This is a genomic window from Lentzea sp. CA-135723, assembly GCF_050936595.1.
Classification (GTDB): Bacteria; Actinomycetota; Actinomycetes; order Mycobacteriales; family Pseudonocardiaceae; genus Lentzea.
Genome location: NZ_JBNJMK010000002.1, coordinates 1711728 through 1724744 on the forward strand (window position 1 = coordinate 1711728; position 13017 = coordinate 1724744).

Here is a 13017-nt window from a genome sequence, read left to right on the forward strand (position 1 = left end):
AAGATGGGGCGATGACCAGCGGGCCGGACGAGCGCGACTTCATCCAGAGCATCGAGCGCGGGTTCGCGGTGCTGCTCGCGTTCGACGAGGAACGGGTCAGCCCGAACCTCGCCGAACTGGCGGCCGCGACCGGCCTCTCGCGTCCGGCCGTGCGCCGGATTCTGCTCACCCTGCAACGGCTGGGGTACGTGCGCAACGAAGGCACGAGGTGGACGCTGACGCCTCGGGTGCTGAGCATCGGGCAGCACTACTCGGCGTCGCACGCGATGATCGAGATCGCTCAGCCGCACCTGCTGGAGCTGTCCGCGAAGACCGGCGAGTCGGCGTCGCTCGCGGAGCTGGACGGACGGGACGCCGTCTACGTCGCCCGCGTGCCGGTGCGGCGGATCATGAGCATCAACGTGTCGGTCGGCACCCGCGTGCCGGTGCACGCGACGTCGATGGGCCGCGTGCTGCTGGCGTGGGCGCCGGACGCCGTCACGGACGAGATCGTCGCCGCCGGCCTGCCCGCGCTCACGAAGCACACCGTCACCGACGCGGACGCGTTCCGGGCGAGCCTGCGCCAGGTTCGCTCGGACGGGTGGTCGATCGTGGCGGAGGAACTGGAGATCGGCCTGCTCTCGGCGGCCGCGCCCGTCCGCGACCGCACCGGGGAGGTGGTCGCCGCGCTCGCGTCGTCGACCTCGGCCGGGCGATCATCTGTGCGGGAGATCCGCGGCGAGGTGGTGCCGTTGCTGCTCGACGCCGCGGAACGGATCAGCGCCGACCTGGGGCACAAGGGCTCCGCACGGCGTGAGGGCTTCTACTGACGGTTGTACGAGGAGGACGGATGTCCGCTCGGCCGAGGGTCCTGGTGATCGGTACCGGGTTCGCCGGATTCCACTGTCTGCGCGCGCTGGAGCGCACCCTGCCGGAGAGCGCGGCCGACCTGGTCGCGGTCAACCCGGTCGACTACATGCTCTACATCCCGCTGCTGCCCGAGGTCGCGGGCGGTGTGCTCGACCCGCGCCGGGTCGCCGTGCCGCTGCGCAACAAGCTCAAGCGCACCAGGCTCGTGCTGGGCGCCGCGACCGGCATCGACCTCGACGGCAGGTGCGTGCGGGTCACCGACGTCGAGGGCCGGGCGCGCGAGATGGCGTTCGACCGGCTGCTGATCACGTCCGGCAGCGTCACCCGGCTGCTGTCGATCCCCGGCGTCGCCGAGCACGCGAAGGGCTTCCGGACCATCGCCGAGGCCATCCACCTGCGCGACCACGTGCTGCGGCAGCTCGAGCTCGCCGACCAGTCCGACGACCCGGAGGAACGGCGCGCGCGGTGCACGTTCGTGGTGGTGGGTGCGGGCTACACGGGGACGGAGGTCCTCGCGCAGACGCAGCTGCTGACCCAGGACGCGTGGCGTCACCTGCCGGGTCTCAAGGACGTTCCGCCGCGGTGGATCCTGGTCGATGTCGCCAAGCGCGTGCTGCCGGGACTGGATCCGCGGCTGTCCGGCCCGACGCACAAGGTGCTGGTGAAGCGTGGTGCCGAGGTCAAGTTGGAGACGAGCCTGAAGGAGATGACGGCCACGTGCGCGCGCCTCTCCGATGGCAGCGAGATCCAGACACGGACCGTGGTGTGGTGTGTCGGCGTGCGACCCGACCCGCTCGTGAGCACGTTGAACCGCCCCGCGACCAACGGCCGCATCGACACCGACACGCACCTGCGCGTCTGCGAGGACGTGTGGGCCGCCGGTGACGCCGCCGCCGTCCCGGACCTGGTCCGGCCGGGCGAGATCACGGCCATGACCGCCCAGCACGCCGAACGCCAGGGCAAGACCGCCGCGCACAACATCGCCGCGTCACTCGGCCACGGCACCTCCCGCGAGTACCGGCACAAGGACCTCGGGTTCGTGGTCGACCTCGGCGGCTGGCAGGCCGTCGCGAACCCGCTGGGCCTGCCGCTGACGAGCCTGCCCGCCAAGGCCGTGACCCGCGGCTACCACCTGATGGACCTGCCGTACGGGCGGTTCCGGACGGCGGCGAACTGGGTCACGGAGCTGGGCGCCGGCCGGCAGATCACGCACTTCGGCGTGGTGCCCGACCGGGGGATCACGCTGGCGCAGGCCGATCTGCCGCCGGCCGCAGCGGGCCACTGAGGCGCTGCCTGGTGGAGGGCGCCGCGTCGCCGCCCGCCCTCCACACCCCCAGAGTTGACACTCGCCCAGACTCATAAATCTGAGTTGACGAACTCTGGCACGCCGCCGATCGCACGGTCAAGCCGGTCCGGTGTGATCGCGGTCAACTACGATGTCCGGGTGGTAGCCCAGGGGGAGCCGGCGTCGCTCGCCGGACGGCTGGATCGGCTGTTCAGGACGGTGCGCCCGGCGGGCCAGCGCGAGTACACCTACGAAGAGGTGGCGGCGGCGATCCGCGAGGCAGGCATCTCGATCTCGCACACCTACGTCTGGCAGCTGCGCAAGGGCCTGCGCGACAACCCGACCAAGCGGCACCTCGAAGGCCTCGCCCAGTTCTTCGGCGTGCCCACCTCGTACTTCCTCGACGAGGACACCAGCCGCATCGACGACCAGCTGGAGCTGCTGGTGGCGTTGCGGGACAGCGACGTGCGCTCACTGGCGTTGCGGGCCAACGGTCTCTCGCCCGCGAGCATCAAGGCCGTGCTCGGCATGATCCAGCACGCGCGGTCGATCGAGGGCCTGCCGCCCGCCGAGGACGACGCAGGGTGAGGGGCTGGCGCCTGCTCCGGAGGCGTTCGCGCGACGTGCTCGCCGGGTTCGAGGTGCCGAGGCCGTTCTCGGTGGAAGCCTTGTGCGAACGGGTGTCCGCCGGTCGTGGGCGCCCGCTGCACCTGCACCCGTTGCCGTACGTCGCGGCCGCTGATCTGCCGTGCGGGCTGTGGGTGTCGACCGCCGAGGCCGACCACGTCTACCACGCCCGCGGGGCGAGCAGGTTCCACCAGCAGAACATCGTCCTGCACGAGATCGGCCACGTGCTCTGCGGTCACGAACTCGGTGAGAGCGATCTCACGGCGCTGCTCGGCGACCTCGACCCGGCGGTGGTGCGGAAGGTGCTGATGCGCACCCGGTACTCGACGCCCCAGGAGCAGGAGGCGGAGATGGTCGCCGCGCTGATCCGCGACCGGGCCGGCTGGACCGCGCCCGCACCGCGTCCGGACGCCGGGCTGCGCGCGTTCGCCGAGAGCTTCGGGCGGCGGATCGACGGCACGCGGTGACCGCGCTCGCGCTGCCGGTCTGGGCGTTCGCCCTCGCGCACCTGTGGGTGACGCGCCGGTCGTCGAGGGCCAGGCCGGTCGCCCTCGCCGTGCTGTGCTTCGCCGTGTCCGCCACCGTCGGCCCGCTGTGGTGGCTCGCCGGGCTCGCGGGTGTCGGCTGCATGGTGTGGTTCGGGCTCAGGCACCCGAGATCCGTGCTGCTGGTTCCGCTGTGGCTGGGCTGTCTCGGCTTGCTCGGCGGGAACGAGGTGGTGGCGCGCCTGAGCTTCCTGCTCGCCGCGCTGAGCGCCGTGGTCCACGCGGCGTTCAACCTGGTGCGGTGGGCTCGCCGGGCACGCGGGTACCGCCTGCTCGGTCCGGTGTGGACGGAGCTGGTCGCGGCCGTGCCGTCGGTGGTGCTGGGTGATCCGCCGCGGTGGTTCGCGGGCCCGCTGGAGCTGCGGCTGTACCGGCGGGCCGTGGAGATCCGCGACGCTCAGCTGGAGGTGTCCGGCCGCGTCTCGCCGGACGTCCGCGCGTTCGCCGGAACCGCGCTGGCCGAGGCCGGCGTCACCTCCGCGTTGGCGCTGGACGCGTGCGTGCTGCGGATCGGCCTGGCCCTGCCGGACGCGGCGCATCCGGCGGAGACCTCCGCCTGGTCCGGATCGTCCTCTTTGGACGACGAACTGGCCGATCTGCTGGCTCTGCGGCGCGAACTGCGCGACCCGGCCGTGCTGGCGGCCGCGCGGCGGAGTCTCACGCCCCGGTGACGCCGTCCACGCCCTCGCGCAGGAAGTCCGCGTGGCCGTTGTGCCGCGCGTACTCGTGGCACAGGTGGTGCAGGACGAGCCGCAACGACACGTGCTCGCCCCAGCGCGGCTGGTAGCCCGTCACGTCGAGCGACTCGGCCTCGCGTTCGATCCGGCGCGCGTGCTCGACCTCGTGCTGCCACGCGGTGAACGCCTCGGAGCGCGTGGAGTTCGACGCGTCGTAGGCGACCTGGTAGTCGTTCTCCTCGGACCAGACGAGGCCGATGTCCTCGCCGTTGATGACCTTGCGGAACCAGGTGCGCTCGACCTCGGCCATGTGCCGCACCAGGCCCAGCAACGTGAGCGTGGACGGTGGCATCGACCGGCGGCGCAGGTCCTCGTCGGACAGGCCGTCGCACTTCATCGCGAGGGTGGCGCGGTGGAAGTCGAGGAACGCGCGCAGGGTCTCGCGTTCGCCGGCCTGCAACGGCGGGCTGGGACGTTCGGTGGTCACGCCGGCCAGTCTGGACGCCGGGATGATCTCCCGCATCCGAATTGACCGCGTGCCGGGAGCCACAGCACCGTCCTCTCCGATCGGCGCTAACGTTGCCGTGAGGAGAGGGGTGGCGGATGACCCAGCAGCTCGACGAGGCCGAGTCGGTGTTCGCGGCGGCCCGGCCGAGGCTGTTCGGCATCGCCTACCGCATGACCGGCAGCGTGGCCGACGCCGAGGACCTCGTGCAGGAGGTGTGGCTGCGCTGGCAGGGCGCTGACCGCGCGGCCGTGCGCAACGCCGAGGCGTACCTGGCGACCGCGATCACCCGGCTCGCGATCAACGAGTCGCAGACCGCGCGGGCCCGGCGCGAGACCTACGTCGGGCCGTGGCTGCCGGAGCCCGTCGACACCGGCGCGGACCCGCAGGTCGGGGCCGAGCAGGGGGCGGTGCTGGAGCTCGCCGTGCTGATGCTGCTGGAGAAGCTGACCCCGACCGAACGGGCCGCGTACGTGCTGCGCGAGGCGTTCGACTACCCGTACCGCGAGATCGCGGAGATCGTGCAGGCCAGCGAGGTGGCGACGCGGCAGCTGGTGAGCAGGGCGCGCAAGCACCTCGCCGACGAACGCCGGGTGCCGGTTGGGCGCGCGGACCAGCGCAAGCTGCTGGAGGCGTTCGTGGCGGCGGCGCAGGCCGGTGACCTCGCGGCGCTGGAGGAGCTGTTCGCGCAGGACGTCGTGAGCTGGTCCGACAGCAACGGCGCCATCCGCGCGGCCGGGCGCCCGCTGTTCGGCGCGGAGACCCTGGCGAAGATCATCTCGGGCTGGGCGCCGTCGTTCTGGGAGGGCGCCGAGACGGCGTTCGTCGAGGCGAACGGGCAGAGCGCGGTGCGGCTGAGCAAGGCCGACGGGACGTACGCGGTGATCACCGTGACGGCCTCGGACGAGGGCATCGACCAGGTGTTGTGGCTGGTCAACCCCGACAAGCTGGGTGCTTTCCGGTAGGCCTGTCACAACCTCGGCGGCTGTCCTGTCTTAGCTCGTGAACGCCCGCGTTCCGGCGGGCTCACGAGAGGGACGGACCCATGAGGATCGTTGTCATCGGTGGCACCGGGTTGATCGGCAGCCAGGTCGTGCGGCGGCTCGGCGAGCACGGCCACGACGCCGTGCCCGCGTCCCCGAACACCGGCGTCAACACGCTGACCGGTGAGGGGGTGAAGGAGGTTCTCCAGGGCGCCGACGTGCTGATCGACGTGTCGAACTCGCCGTCGTTCGCGGACGACGACGTGCTGAACTTCTTCACCACGGCCACGACCAACCTGACCGAGGCCGCCGCGGCAGCCGGTGTCGGCCACTACGTCGCGCTGTCGATCGTCGGCACCGACGAGCTGCCCGAGTCCGGTTACCTGCGGGCGAAGGTGGCGCAGGAGAAGCTCATCACGGAGTCGGGGCTGACGTACTCGATCATCCGCGCGACCCAGTTCTTCGAGTTCGCGGGCGCCATCGCGAACTCCGCCGAGGCGGACGGCGCCGTGCACCTCCCGCACGGTGGCGTCCAGCCGATCGCCGCCTCAGACGTGGCCGCGGTCGTGGGACGCACGGCCGCCGGTGCGCCGGTGAACGGCGTGCTGGAGATCGGCGGGCCCGAGGAGTTCACAATGGACGGTTGGATCCGCACGGTTCTCGCGCACCGCGGGGACGAGCGCGAGGTCGTCGGTGACCCGCAGGCCAAGTACTTCGGCACGTTCCTGACCGGCAAGCAGCTCGTGCCGAACGCCGGCGCGCAGCTGCAGCCGACGTCGTTGCGGGAGTGGCTGGACGCCGGGAACTGACCCAGCGGGCCCGCGGGCGGCGTGCTCGGTGATCACGCCGCCCGGCCCGTGCTCGTCAGAACGCGGCGTCCCTGAGCTGGCGGCGCGAGGTCACGCCGACCTTGCCGAACACCTTGCGCAGGTGCCACTCCACGGTGCGCGGGCTGAGGAACAGCCTCGTGCCGATCTCCGGGTTCGAGTAGCCCTCCTTGGCCAGCTTGGCGATCTGGTACTCCTGCGCGGTCAGCTCGTCGGTCGGTTCGGCGGTGCGCTTGCGGGCCGTCTCACCGGTCGCCTGGAGCTCGCGCCACGCCCGGTCGGCGAACGCCGGCATCCCGCACGCCGTCAGCACCTCGTGCGCGGTGCGGAGGTGGTCGCGGGCCTCGGTGCGGTGGCCTTCCCTGCGCAGCCACTCGCCGTGGAGCAGGTGTGCGCGGCCCAGTTCCGGCCGAAGAGCGGTCTGTTCGAAGTGGACGATCGACTCGGCGAACCCGGCGGGGTCGCCGTTCAGGGCGCGCAGCCTGGCCTTGATGCCGAGCGACCAGGGGGTGTCGACCCACTGAGCCGATCGGGTCAGCGCCTCGGTGACCAGTGCCGCGTCGCCGGTCCTGGAGGCGGCCTCGGCCAGTTCCGAGGTGATCAGGCAGCTGTAGACCAGGGTTTCGGGGATCCGTTGCGCGGCGGCGAGGGCCTGGTCGTGGCGGCCCAGTCCGTTGTGGAGGATCGCCAGCGTCCAGTCGGCGAACACGGCCAGCCTGCCCTGGCCCGTCTTCAACGCTTCGGTCCGGGCCGTGGTGGACAGGTCCTCGCCGCGGAAGGCCGCCTGCATGAGGACCGCGTAGCCGACCGGCGGGGCGCCGGTCACCTCCGCGATGCGCCGGTCCTCCTCGATCAACGCCTGCGCGGCCGCGGGGTCGCCGGCCAGGATCTCGTTGTCCGCCAGGAAGTTCAGGGCGAACTGCAGCTGGACCAGTGCGCCGGCGTCGCGCGCCAGCCTGACCTGGTGGTGGGCGAAGGCGCGGCGGGTGTCGAAGTCCCACAGCTCGCTCGCGATGATGCCCGCCGCGCGGTTGCCGAAGAGCCAGGGGGTGCCGTCCTCGAGCGCCCGCACCTCGTGCAACGCCTGGGTCATCGGGGCGATCGCCGCCGGGTAGCCGGAGGTGATCCGGGTGGCCAGGGCGTCCAGCACCAGGTCCAGGGCGGACGGCGGGGTGCGCGGCGGCGGAGCCTCGTGGGTGCCGGGGGTGCCGGCCCAGATCTCGGCCGCGAGCGCCTCCAGGTGCGTCTCGCGGGCCAGGTCCAGGTCGAACGGGGTGAGCCTCGCGGCCGCGCTGAACAGGAGCGGGGCGGCGTCGGCGACGCGGCGCTGGTCGAAGGCGATGTGCCCGCGCAGCTGTTCGACCTGGGCGCTGCGCAGCTCGTCCGGCGGGCCGGCCTCGACGGCGCTGAGCAGCCTCAGCGAGGCGTCCAGGGAACCGGCTTCGCGTTTGGCCCTGGCGGCGGCCAGTTCGCGGTCCGCACGCCGGCCGGCTTCCGGGGTGAGCGCGGCTGCCTGTTCGAGGAACGCCGCCGCGGCCAGCAGGCCGCCTCTGGCCTGGGCGCGTCCCGCCGTGTTCGCGAGGGCGGCGGCCACCTGCTCGTCGGGGGCCGCGGTGCCCTGCGCCCGGTGCCAGGCGCGCCGGTCGGGGTCGATGGCCTCGTTCGTGACGTCGGCGAGTGCGTTGTGGACCTTCAGCCGGTCCGGGACGGACGCCGCGCGGTAGACGGCGGAGCGGACCAGCGGGTGGCGGAACCGGACGCGGGCGCCGAACTCGATCAGGCCGGTGTTCAGGGCGGCCGCCGCCGGGTCGGCGCCCAGGCCCAGCAGACCGGCCGCCTGCCAGAGCAGCGTGGGGTCGCCCAGCGGTTCGGCGGCCGCGGTCAGCATCAGCAGGCGGGTGTCCGCCGGGAGGTCGTCGATCTGCCGGGCGAAGCCTGCCTCGATCCGGCTGGTCAGCGGGCCCGCGTCCAGGCCGTCCGCCAGTTCGGCCGCGGTCCAGGCGCGGGGGAGCTCCAGCAACGCGAGCGGGTTGCCCCTGGCCTCGGCGACGACCCGGTCGCGGACCCTGCCGTCCACCGGGCCCTTGACCACCGACGCCAGCAGGGCACGGGAGTCGGCGTCGTTCAGGCCCCGCACCAGGAGCTCCGGCAGGCCGTCCAGGTAGTCGTTGCCGTCGCGCAGCACGAAGACCAGCGCGATCCGTTCGGCCAGCAGGCGGCGGGCCACGAAGCCGAGCACCGCGGAGGACATCGAGTCGAGCCACTGGGCGTCGTCCACCAGGCAGACGAGAGGCTGCTCGTCGGCCACCTCCGCGAGGAGCGTGAGCACCGCGAGCCCGACCATGAACCGGGTGGGTCTGGGGCCGGTGGCCATGCCGAACGCCGTGGCCAGGGCCTCGCGCTGAGGTGGGGGCAGGCGGTCCAGCCGGTCCAGGAACGGCACGCAGAGCTGGTGCAGGCCCGCGTAGGGGAAGGTGGTCTCGGACTCGACGCCCGCGGCCCGTGCGACGCGGAAGCCCTCGGCGTTGGCGGAGACGTGGTCCAGCAGGGCGGTCTTGCCGATGCCGGCCTCTCCCCGCAGCACGAGCACCTGACCCGCGCCGGAACGCGCCCGCGTGAGCAGGTGGTCCAGTGTCTCGCCCTCGGTGCGTCTGCCCAGCAGTCCTTCGTCCGGCACGGGCCCGAGCCTACGGGCCAGGGCATCACCAGGGTGTTCCACGGGTTCGAAGGAGGCCCGCGGGGGAGCAGAGTCGTGTCATCGACCTACCGAGGAGATGAACACGATGGACTACAGGTTCGAGGTGGCGGTCATCCCGGTCAGCGACATCGACCGCGCGGTGCACTTCTACAAGGCGCTGGGCTGGCGGTTCGACGCCGAGTTCGCGGACGACGAGGGCTACCGGCTGGTCCAGTTCACGCCTGCCGGCTCGCCCGCCTCGATCATCTTCGGCACCGGGGTCTCGAACGCCGTGCCGGGCAGCGCCGAGGGTCTGCACCTGGTGGTGGACGACATCGAGGCCGCCCGCGAGGACCTGGTCGGGCGCGGAGTGGAGGTCAGCGAGGTCTTCCACGACAAGACCGGGGTGTTCCACCACGCCGGCGTCGAGGGACGGGTCGCCGGACCGGACCCCGCGCGGGCCAGCTACGGGTCGTTCGCCTCGTTCAGCGACCCGGACGGCAACGGCTGGGTGCTGCAGGAGATCACGACTCGCCTGCCGGGACGTGTGTGATGGCCACCGACTACGACGTGATCGTCATCGGTGGCGGGTCGCCCGGCGAGCACTTCGCCGCGGCTGTCGCCGAGGGCGGGCTGCGGGTGGCCGTGGTCGAGCGGGAGTTGCTGGGAGGGGAGTGCTCGTTCTACGCGTGCATCCCGTCCAAGACGCTGGTGCGCGCCGGCGAGGTGCTGGCGGCGGCACGGCAGGTGCCCGGGGCGCGCGAGGCGGTGACTGGGTCGCTCGACGTCGAGGCCGTGTTGGCATACCGCGACTTCATGGTCTCGTCCTACGACGACGCGGGCGGCGCGAAGTGGGCCGAGAGCGCCGGGATCGACGTGCTGCGCGGTCACGGCCGGATCGCCGGGCCTGGGAACGTCGAGGTGGCAGGGCGGACGTACACGGCTGACCACGTCGTGATCGCCACCGGGTCGGCGCCGTTCCTCCCGCCGATTCCCGGCCTGAGCGACCTGGACGTGTGGACGAACCGCGAGGCCACTGGCGTCACCGAGATCCCGCGGCGGTTGCTGGTGCTCGGCGGCGGGCCGGTCGGGGTCGAGATGGCGCAGGCGTTCCGGAGCTTCGGCGCCGAGGTCGCGCTGGTCGAAGGTGCCGACCGGGTGCTGCCGCGGGAGCCGGAGGCGGCCGGGCGGGCGTTGACCGAGGCGTTGGCCGCGGACGGGGTGGAGTTGCACCTCGGATCGCACGCCAGCAGGGCGTCGTACATCGACGGCGAGTACGTGCTCGACTTCCCGGACGGCAGCCAGCTGCGGGGAGACAAGCTGCTCGTCGCCACCGGGCGGCGGCCCCGGGTCGAGGACATCGGGCTCGAAACCATTGGTGTCGAAGCGAATCCGCGTGGTCTGGTCACCGACGAGCGGATGAACGTGACGGACGGTGTGTGGGCGGTCGGCGACGTCACCGGGCGGTGGAACCTGACGCACGTCGGCAAGTACCAGGGCCGGGTCGCCGCCGCGAACATCCTCGGGCAGCACGCGACCGTCAACTACGACGCCGTGCCGCGGGTCGTGTTCACCACCCCCGAAGTCGCCGCGGTCGGTGCGGCGGAAGGCAGGTACACCGCCACCGCGCAGCTGTCCGGTGTCGCGCGCACGGCCACCTACACCAGTGAGTACGCCACGCGGCCCGGGTTCCTGACGCTGGTGTCCGACGGCTCGGTGCTCACGGGCGCGTACGCCGTCGGGCCGGAGGCGGGCGAGTGGTTGCAGCAGGCGACTCTCGCCATCCGCGCGAAGGTGCCGTTGCCGGTGCTGATCGACGTGATCCAGCCGTTTCCCACGTTTTCGGAGGCGTTCCTCAACGCCCTCCGCGACCTTGTGAAGGAAGTAGCGAAGTGAAGCTCGAAGAGATCGACATGAAGCTCGAAGTCACCGTGATCCCGGTTTCCGATGTGGAGCGCGCCAAGGAGTTCTACACGCGACTCGGGTGGCGGCAGGACGTCACGCCGCCGTGGGTCGTGCAGTTCACGCCGCACGGATCGGGGACGTCCATCCACTTCGGTGAGGGCGTGACGACCGCGGAACCCGGTTCCGGACGGCACTTCCTGGTCGTGGCGGACGTCGTGGCCACGCACGAGGCGTTGCTGGCGGCCGGGATCGAGGTCGGGCCGCTGTTCCACGCGGGGCCGGACGGGACCGTCGAAGGCGCCGACCCGGAGCGGCGCAGCTACGTCACGCGGGCGGAGTTCGCCGATCCCGACGGCAACCTGTGGATCCTGCAGGAGGTCACGACCCGGCTGCCCGGCCGGGTGGACGCCGACGACACGTCGTACGCGTCGATCACGGACCTGGCGGCGGCGCTGCGGAGGGCCGCGGTGGCGCACGGCGAGCACGAGAAGCGCAACGGCGGCGAGTTCGACGAGAACTGGCCCGACTGGTACGCCGAGTACATGGTCAAGGAGCAGACGGGCGCCGAACTGCCCCAGTAGGTTCGTGCGGTGAGTGTGGAGAGAGCGCTGCGCGGGACGCCGACCAGGTTGGCGTTCCGCGCGCTCTGCGCTGCCGTGGTCAGGTCCGGCGGAGATCTCGCGGAGGTCGAGCGACGGCTCGGTGACTGGCCGGACGACGTGCGGGAGGCGCCGTACTCCTGGGTCGCCGCGCTGGAGTCGGGGTTCACGAAGCCCGTGTGGCCGCTGGTCCGGTCTGTGGACCTGCACACCGGCCAGCACGGGATGCGGCGGCTGGCCGTGCCGGATCCTCGGGTGCTGGCCGAGGTGCGGGCGGTGCGGCGGCTGAAGCTCTCCTGGTACGCCGTGGAGCAGGTGGCGGCGTTGCCGGAGATCGCCGAGCACTGGGAGTCGTTGCGGGCCGTGGAGTTCCGCGGGCTGATGAGGTTCGACGGACGGGCGCTGGCCCGGTTCGTGGCGGGGGAGGCGTTCCAGCGGCTCGAGTCGCTGACGGCCGACCAGCCGTTGCCGATCGACGGGCCGACGAGATTGCTGCACGTCGGGATGCCCGCGCCGGAACTGGTCCGGTTGCTGCGCAACGGCTTCCTGCCTGAGCTGCGGTCGGCCGAGGTGCGCGTGGCGACGGCCGAGGAAGCACGGGAGCTCGCGGACAGCCCGCTGGCCGGGCTGGACCTCGCGCTCGGCTTCGACTGCGACGCCACCGAGTTCTTCCGGCGGGCCGATCCGGGGAACATCACTCGCCTCAAGCTCCGCGGTGGCGTGCCGGACGTGGACCTGCCCGCGCTCGACCACCTCGACCTCAGCGGCGAGATCAGCGGTTCGCCGCACTACTACAGCCCGGTCGCGCACCCGGCCGGCGATCTGCGGGCGCTCGCCCGGCTGCCCCGGCTGAGGTCGCTGAACGTCGCCGCCACCGGTCTGGACGACCTGGACGCCGTCATGGCGTTGCCGCTCGAATCCCTCGACGTGTCCGGGAACCCGGTGGGACGGCTGCCGGACGGGGCGGCGTGGCGCACCCTGCGTTCGGTGCGTGCGGACGACTGCGCGATCGGCGAGCTGGACTGGTTGCCGGACGCACCCGAGTTGGACGGCATCTCGTTGGCGCACAACGACATCGACTCGGCCGGCGCCCGTGCGCTCGCGCGGTGGCCGGTGACTCCTCGGCTGTGGGAGCTGAACCTGCACGACAACGTCATCGGCGACGACGGCCTGGTCGAGTTCGCGAGATCCGGTGCGGCGGACCAGCTTCTCGAGCTCGACCTGGCCCAGGACGCCTGGACGGCGGGCCGGCGCCGGTACCGCACGCCGTTGCCCGCCGAGGTGGTGGAGGCGTTCCCGAACCTCGACGCGGTGTTCACCGGCGTCGTCGACGGCTACCACGGCACGCGGCCGTCGACCGGGCTGCCTCCCGGCGGACGGCCCGAGGTCGTCACGTTCCTGGACCACGTGAAGCCCTACGAGTTCGACGACGAGGACCGGGACCCGGACCCGCCCGCGGAAGACTTCCGGGATCGCCGTAAGGGTCGTCCCTGATGTGCTGAGGACCGTGCGCGGCGAAGCTTCTCTCACGCGAGCAA

The 13017-nt window shown here is 72.2% G+C and carries 13 protein-coding genes; 11 read left to right on the plus strand and 2 right to left on the minus strand.

The window, feature by feature from the left end; all coding sequences use genetic code 11:
- Positions 1-11 precede the first annotated feature (11 nt).
- The 5 genes from ACQEU1_RS43935 (at position 12) to ACQEU1_RS43955 (ending at position 3977) form a co-directional block, all read left to right on the plus strand.
- Positions 12-809 carry an IclR family transcriptional regulator domain-containing protein gene (locus ACQEU1_RS43935; RefSeq protein WP_433216448.1) on the plus strand — a complete coding sequence of 266 codons (798 nt, stop codon included), beginning with the start codon at positions 12-14 and terminating at the stop codon, positions 807-809.
- Between the two features lie 20 nt (positions 810-829).
- Positions 830-2134: an NAD(P)/FAD-dependent oxidoreductase gene (locus ACQEU1_RS43940; RefSeq protein WP_433216451.1), complete on the plus strand. Its 1305-nt coding sequence runs from the start codon at positions 830-832 to the stop codon at positions 2132-2134.
- A 159-nt stretch (positions 2135-2293) separates the two neighbouring features.
- Positions 2294-2722, plus strand: a complete 429-nt coding sequence (locus ACQEU1_RS43945) for a helix-turn-helix domain-containing protein (RefSeq protein ID WP_433216454.1) — start codon at positions 2294-2296, stop codon at positions 2720-2722.
- Entirely contained in the window at positions 2719-3228 is a 510-nt protein-coding gene (locus ACQEU1_RS43950; RefSeq protein ID WP_433216457.1) for a hypothetical protein, read from the plus strand. Before ACQEU1_RS43945 ends, ACQEU1_RS43950 begins: the two co-directional genes overlap by 4 nt.
- Entirely contained in the window at positions 3225-3977 is a 753-nt protein-coding gene (locus tag ACQEU1_RS43955; RefSeq protein WP_433216460.1) for a DUF6545 domain-containing protein, read from the plus strand. The genes ACQEU1_RS43950 and ACQEU1_RS43955 overlap by 4 nt, the downstream gene beginning before the upstream one ends.
- On the opposite strand, the gene ACQEU1_RS43960 is transcribed toward ACQEU1_RS43955, so the two are convergent.
- A complete protein-coding gene (locus ACQEU1_RS43960) occupies positions 3964-4470 on the minus strand; it encodes a DinB family protein (RefSeq protein WP_433216463.1) in 507 nt (168 codons plus the stop codon). The two genes, ACQEU1_RS43955 and ACQEU1_RS43960, sit on opposite strands and share 14 nt — an antisense overlap.
- A gap of 116 nt (positions 4471-4586) precedes the next feature.
- Between ACQEU1_RS43960 and ACQEU1_RS43965 the strand changes: the two genes are divergently transcribed.
- Both ACQEU1_RS43965 and ACQEU1_RS43970 read left to right on the plus strand, forming a co-directional pair.
- Entirely contained in the window at positions 4587-5453 is an 867-nt protein-coding gene (locus tag ACQEU1_RS43965) for an RNA polymerase sigma-70 factor (protein ID WP_433216466.1), read from the plus strand.
- Positions 5454-5533: 80 nt separating this feature from the next.
- Positions 5534-6280 carry an SDR family oxidoreductase gene (locus ACQEU1_RS43970; protein ID WP_433216469.1) on the plus strand — a complete coding sequence of 249 codons (747 nt, stop codon included), beginning with the start codon at positions 5534-5536 and terminating at the stop codon, positions 6278-6280.
- Positions 6281-6335: 55 nt separating this feature from the next.
- Here the strand turns inward: ACQEU1_RS43970 and ACQEU1_RS43975 are convergent, their stop codons facing one another.
- Positions 6336-8975, minus strand: coding sequence for a helix-turn-helix transcriptional regulator (locus ACQEU1_RS43975; RefSeq protein WP_433216472.1), 2640 nt, complete (start codon positions 8973-8975; stop codon positions 6336-6338).
- 106 nt (positions 8976-9081) lie between these two features.
- Here ACQEU1_RS43975 and ACQEU1_RS43980 point away from each other — a divergent pair, with 106 nt between their 5' ends.
- From ACQEU1_RS43980 to ACQEU1_RS43995, 4 genes are read left to right on the plus strand one after another with little or no spacing between them, the layout of a single operon-like run.
- Complete coding sequence (locus tag ACQEU1_RS43980) at positions 9082-9528, plus strand: VOC family protein (protein ID WP_433216475.1); 447 nt, start codon at positions 9082-9084, stop codon at positions 9526-9528.
- Positions 9528-10871 carry a dihydrolipoyl dehydrogenase family protein gene (locus ACQEU1_RS43985; protein ID WP_433216478.1) on the plus strand — a complete coding sequence of 448 codons (1344 nt, stop codon included), beginning with the start codon at positions 9528-9530 and terminating at the stop codon, positions 10869-10871. The genes ACQEU1_RS43980 and ACQEU1_RS43985 overlap by 1 nt, the downstream gene beginning before the upstream one ends.
- Positions 10868-11461, plus strand: coding sequence for a VOC family protein (locus ACQEU1_RS43990; protein WP_433216481.1), 594 nt, complete (start codon positions 10868-10870; stop codon positions 11459-11461). Before ACQEU1_RS43985 ends, ACQEU1_RS43990 begins: the two co-directional genes overlap by 4 nt.
- A gap of 9 nt (positions 11462-11470) precedes the next feature.
- Positions 11471-12973: a leucine-rich repeat domain-containing protein gene (locus tag ACQEU1_RS43995; RefSeq protein WP_433216484.1), complete on the plus strand. Its 1503-nt coding sequence runs from the start codon at positions 11471-11473 to the stop codon at positions 12971-12973.
- Positions 12974-13017: the final 44 nt, after the last annotated feature.

What these genes read in the sequence shown, in the direction of transcription:
- ACQEU1_RS43935 (WP_433216448.1), top strand. Translation starts at nt 12, where the DNA reads ATGACCAGCGGGCCGGACGAGCGCGACTTCATCCAGAGCATCGAGCGC.
- ACQEU1_RS43965 (WP_433216466.1), top strand. Translation starts at nt 4,587, where the DNA reads ATGACCCAGCAGCTCGACGAGGCCGAGTCGGTGTTCGCGGCGGCCCGG.
- ACQEU1_RS43985 (WP_433216478.1), top strand. Translation starts at nt 9,528, where the DNA reads ATGGCCACCGACTACGACGTGATCGTCATCGGTGGCGGGTCGCCCGGC.
- ACQEU1_RS43940 (WP_433216451.1), top strand. Translation starts at nt 830, where the DNA reads ATGTCCGCTCGGCCGAGGGTCCTGGTGATCGGTACCGGGTTCGCCGGA.
- ACQEU1_RS43980 (WP_433216475.1), top strand. Translation starts at nt 9,082, where the DNA reads ATGGACTACAGGTTCGAGGTGGCGGTCATCCCGGTCAGCGACATCGAC.
- ACQEU1_RS43970 (WP_433216469.1), top strand. Translation starts at nt 5,534, where the DNA reads ATGAGGATCGTTGTCATCGGTGGCACCGGGTTGATCGGCAGCCAGGTC.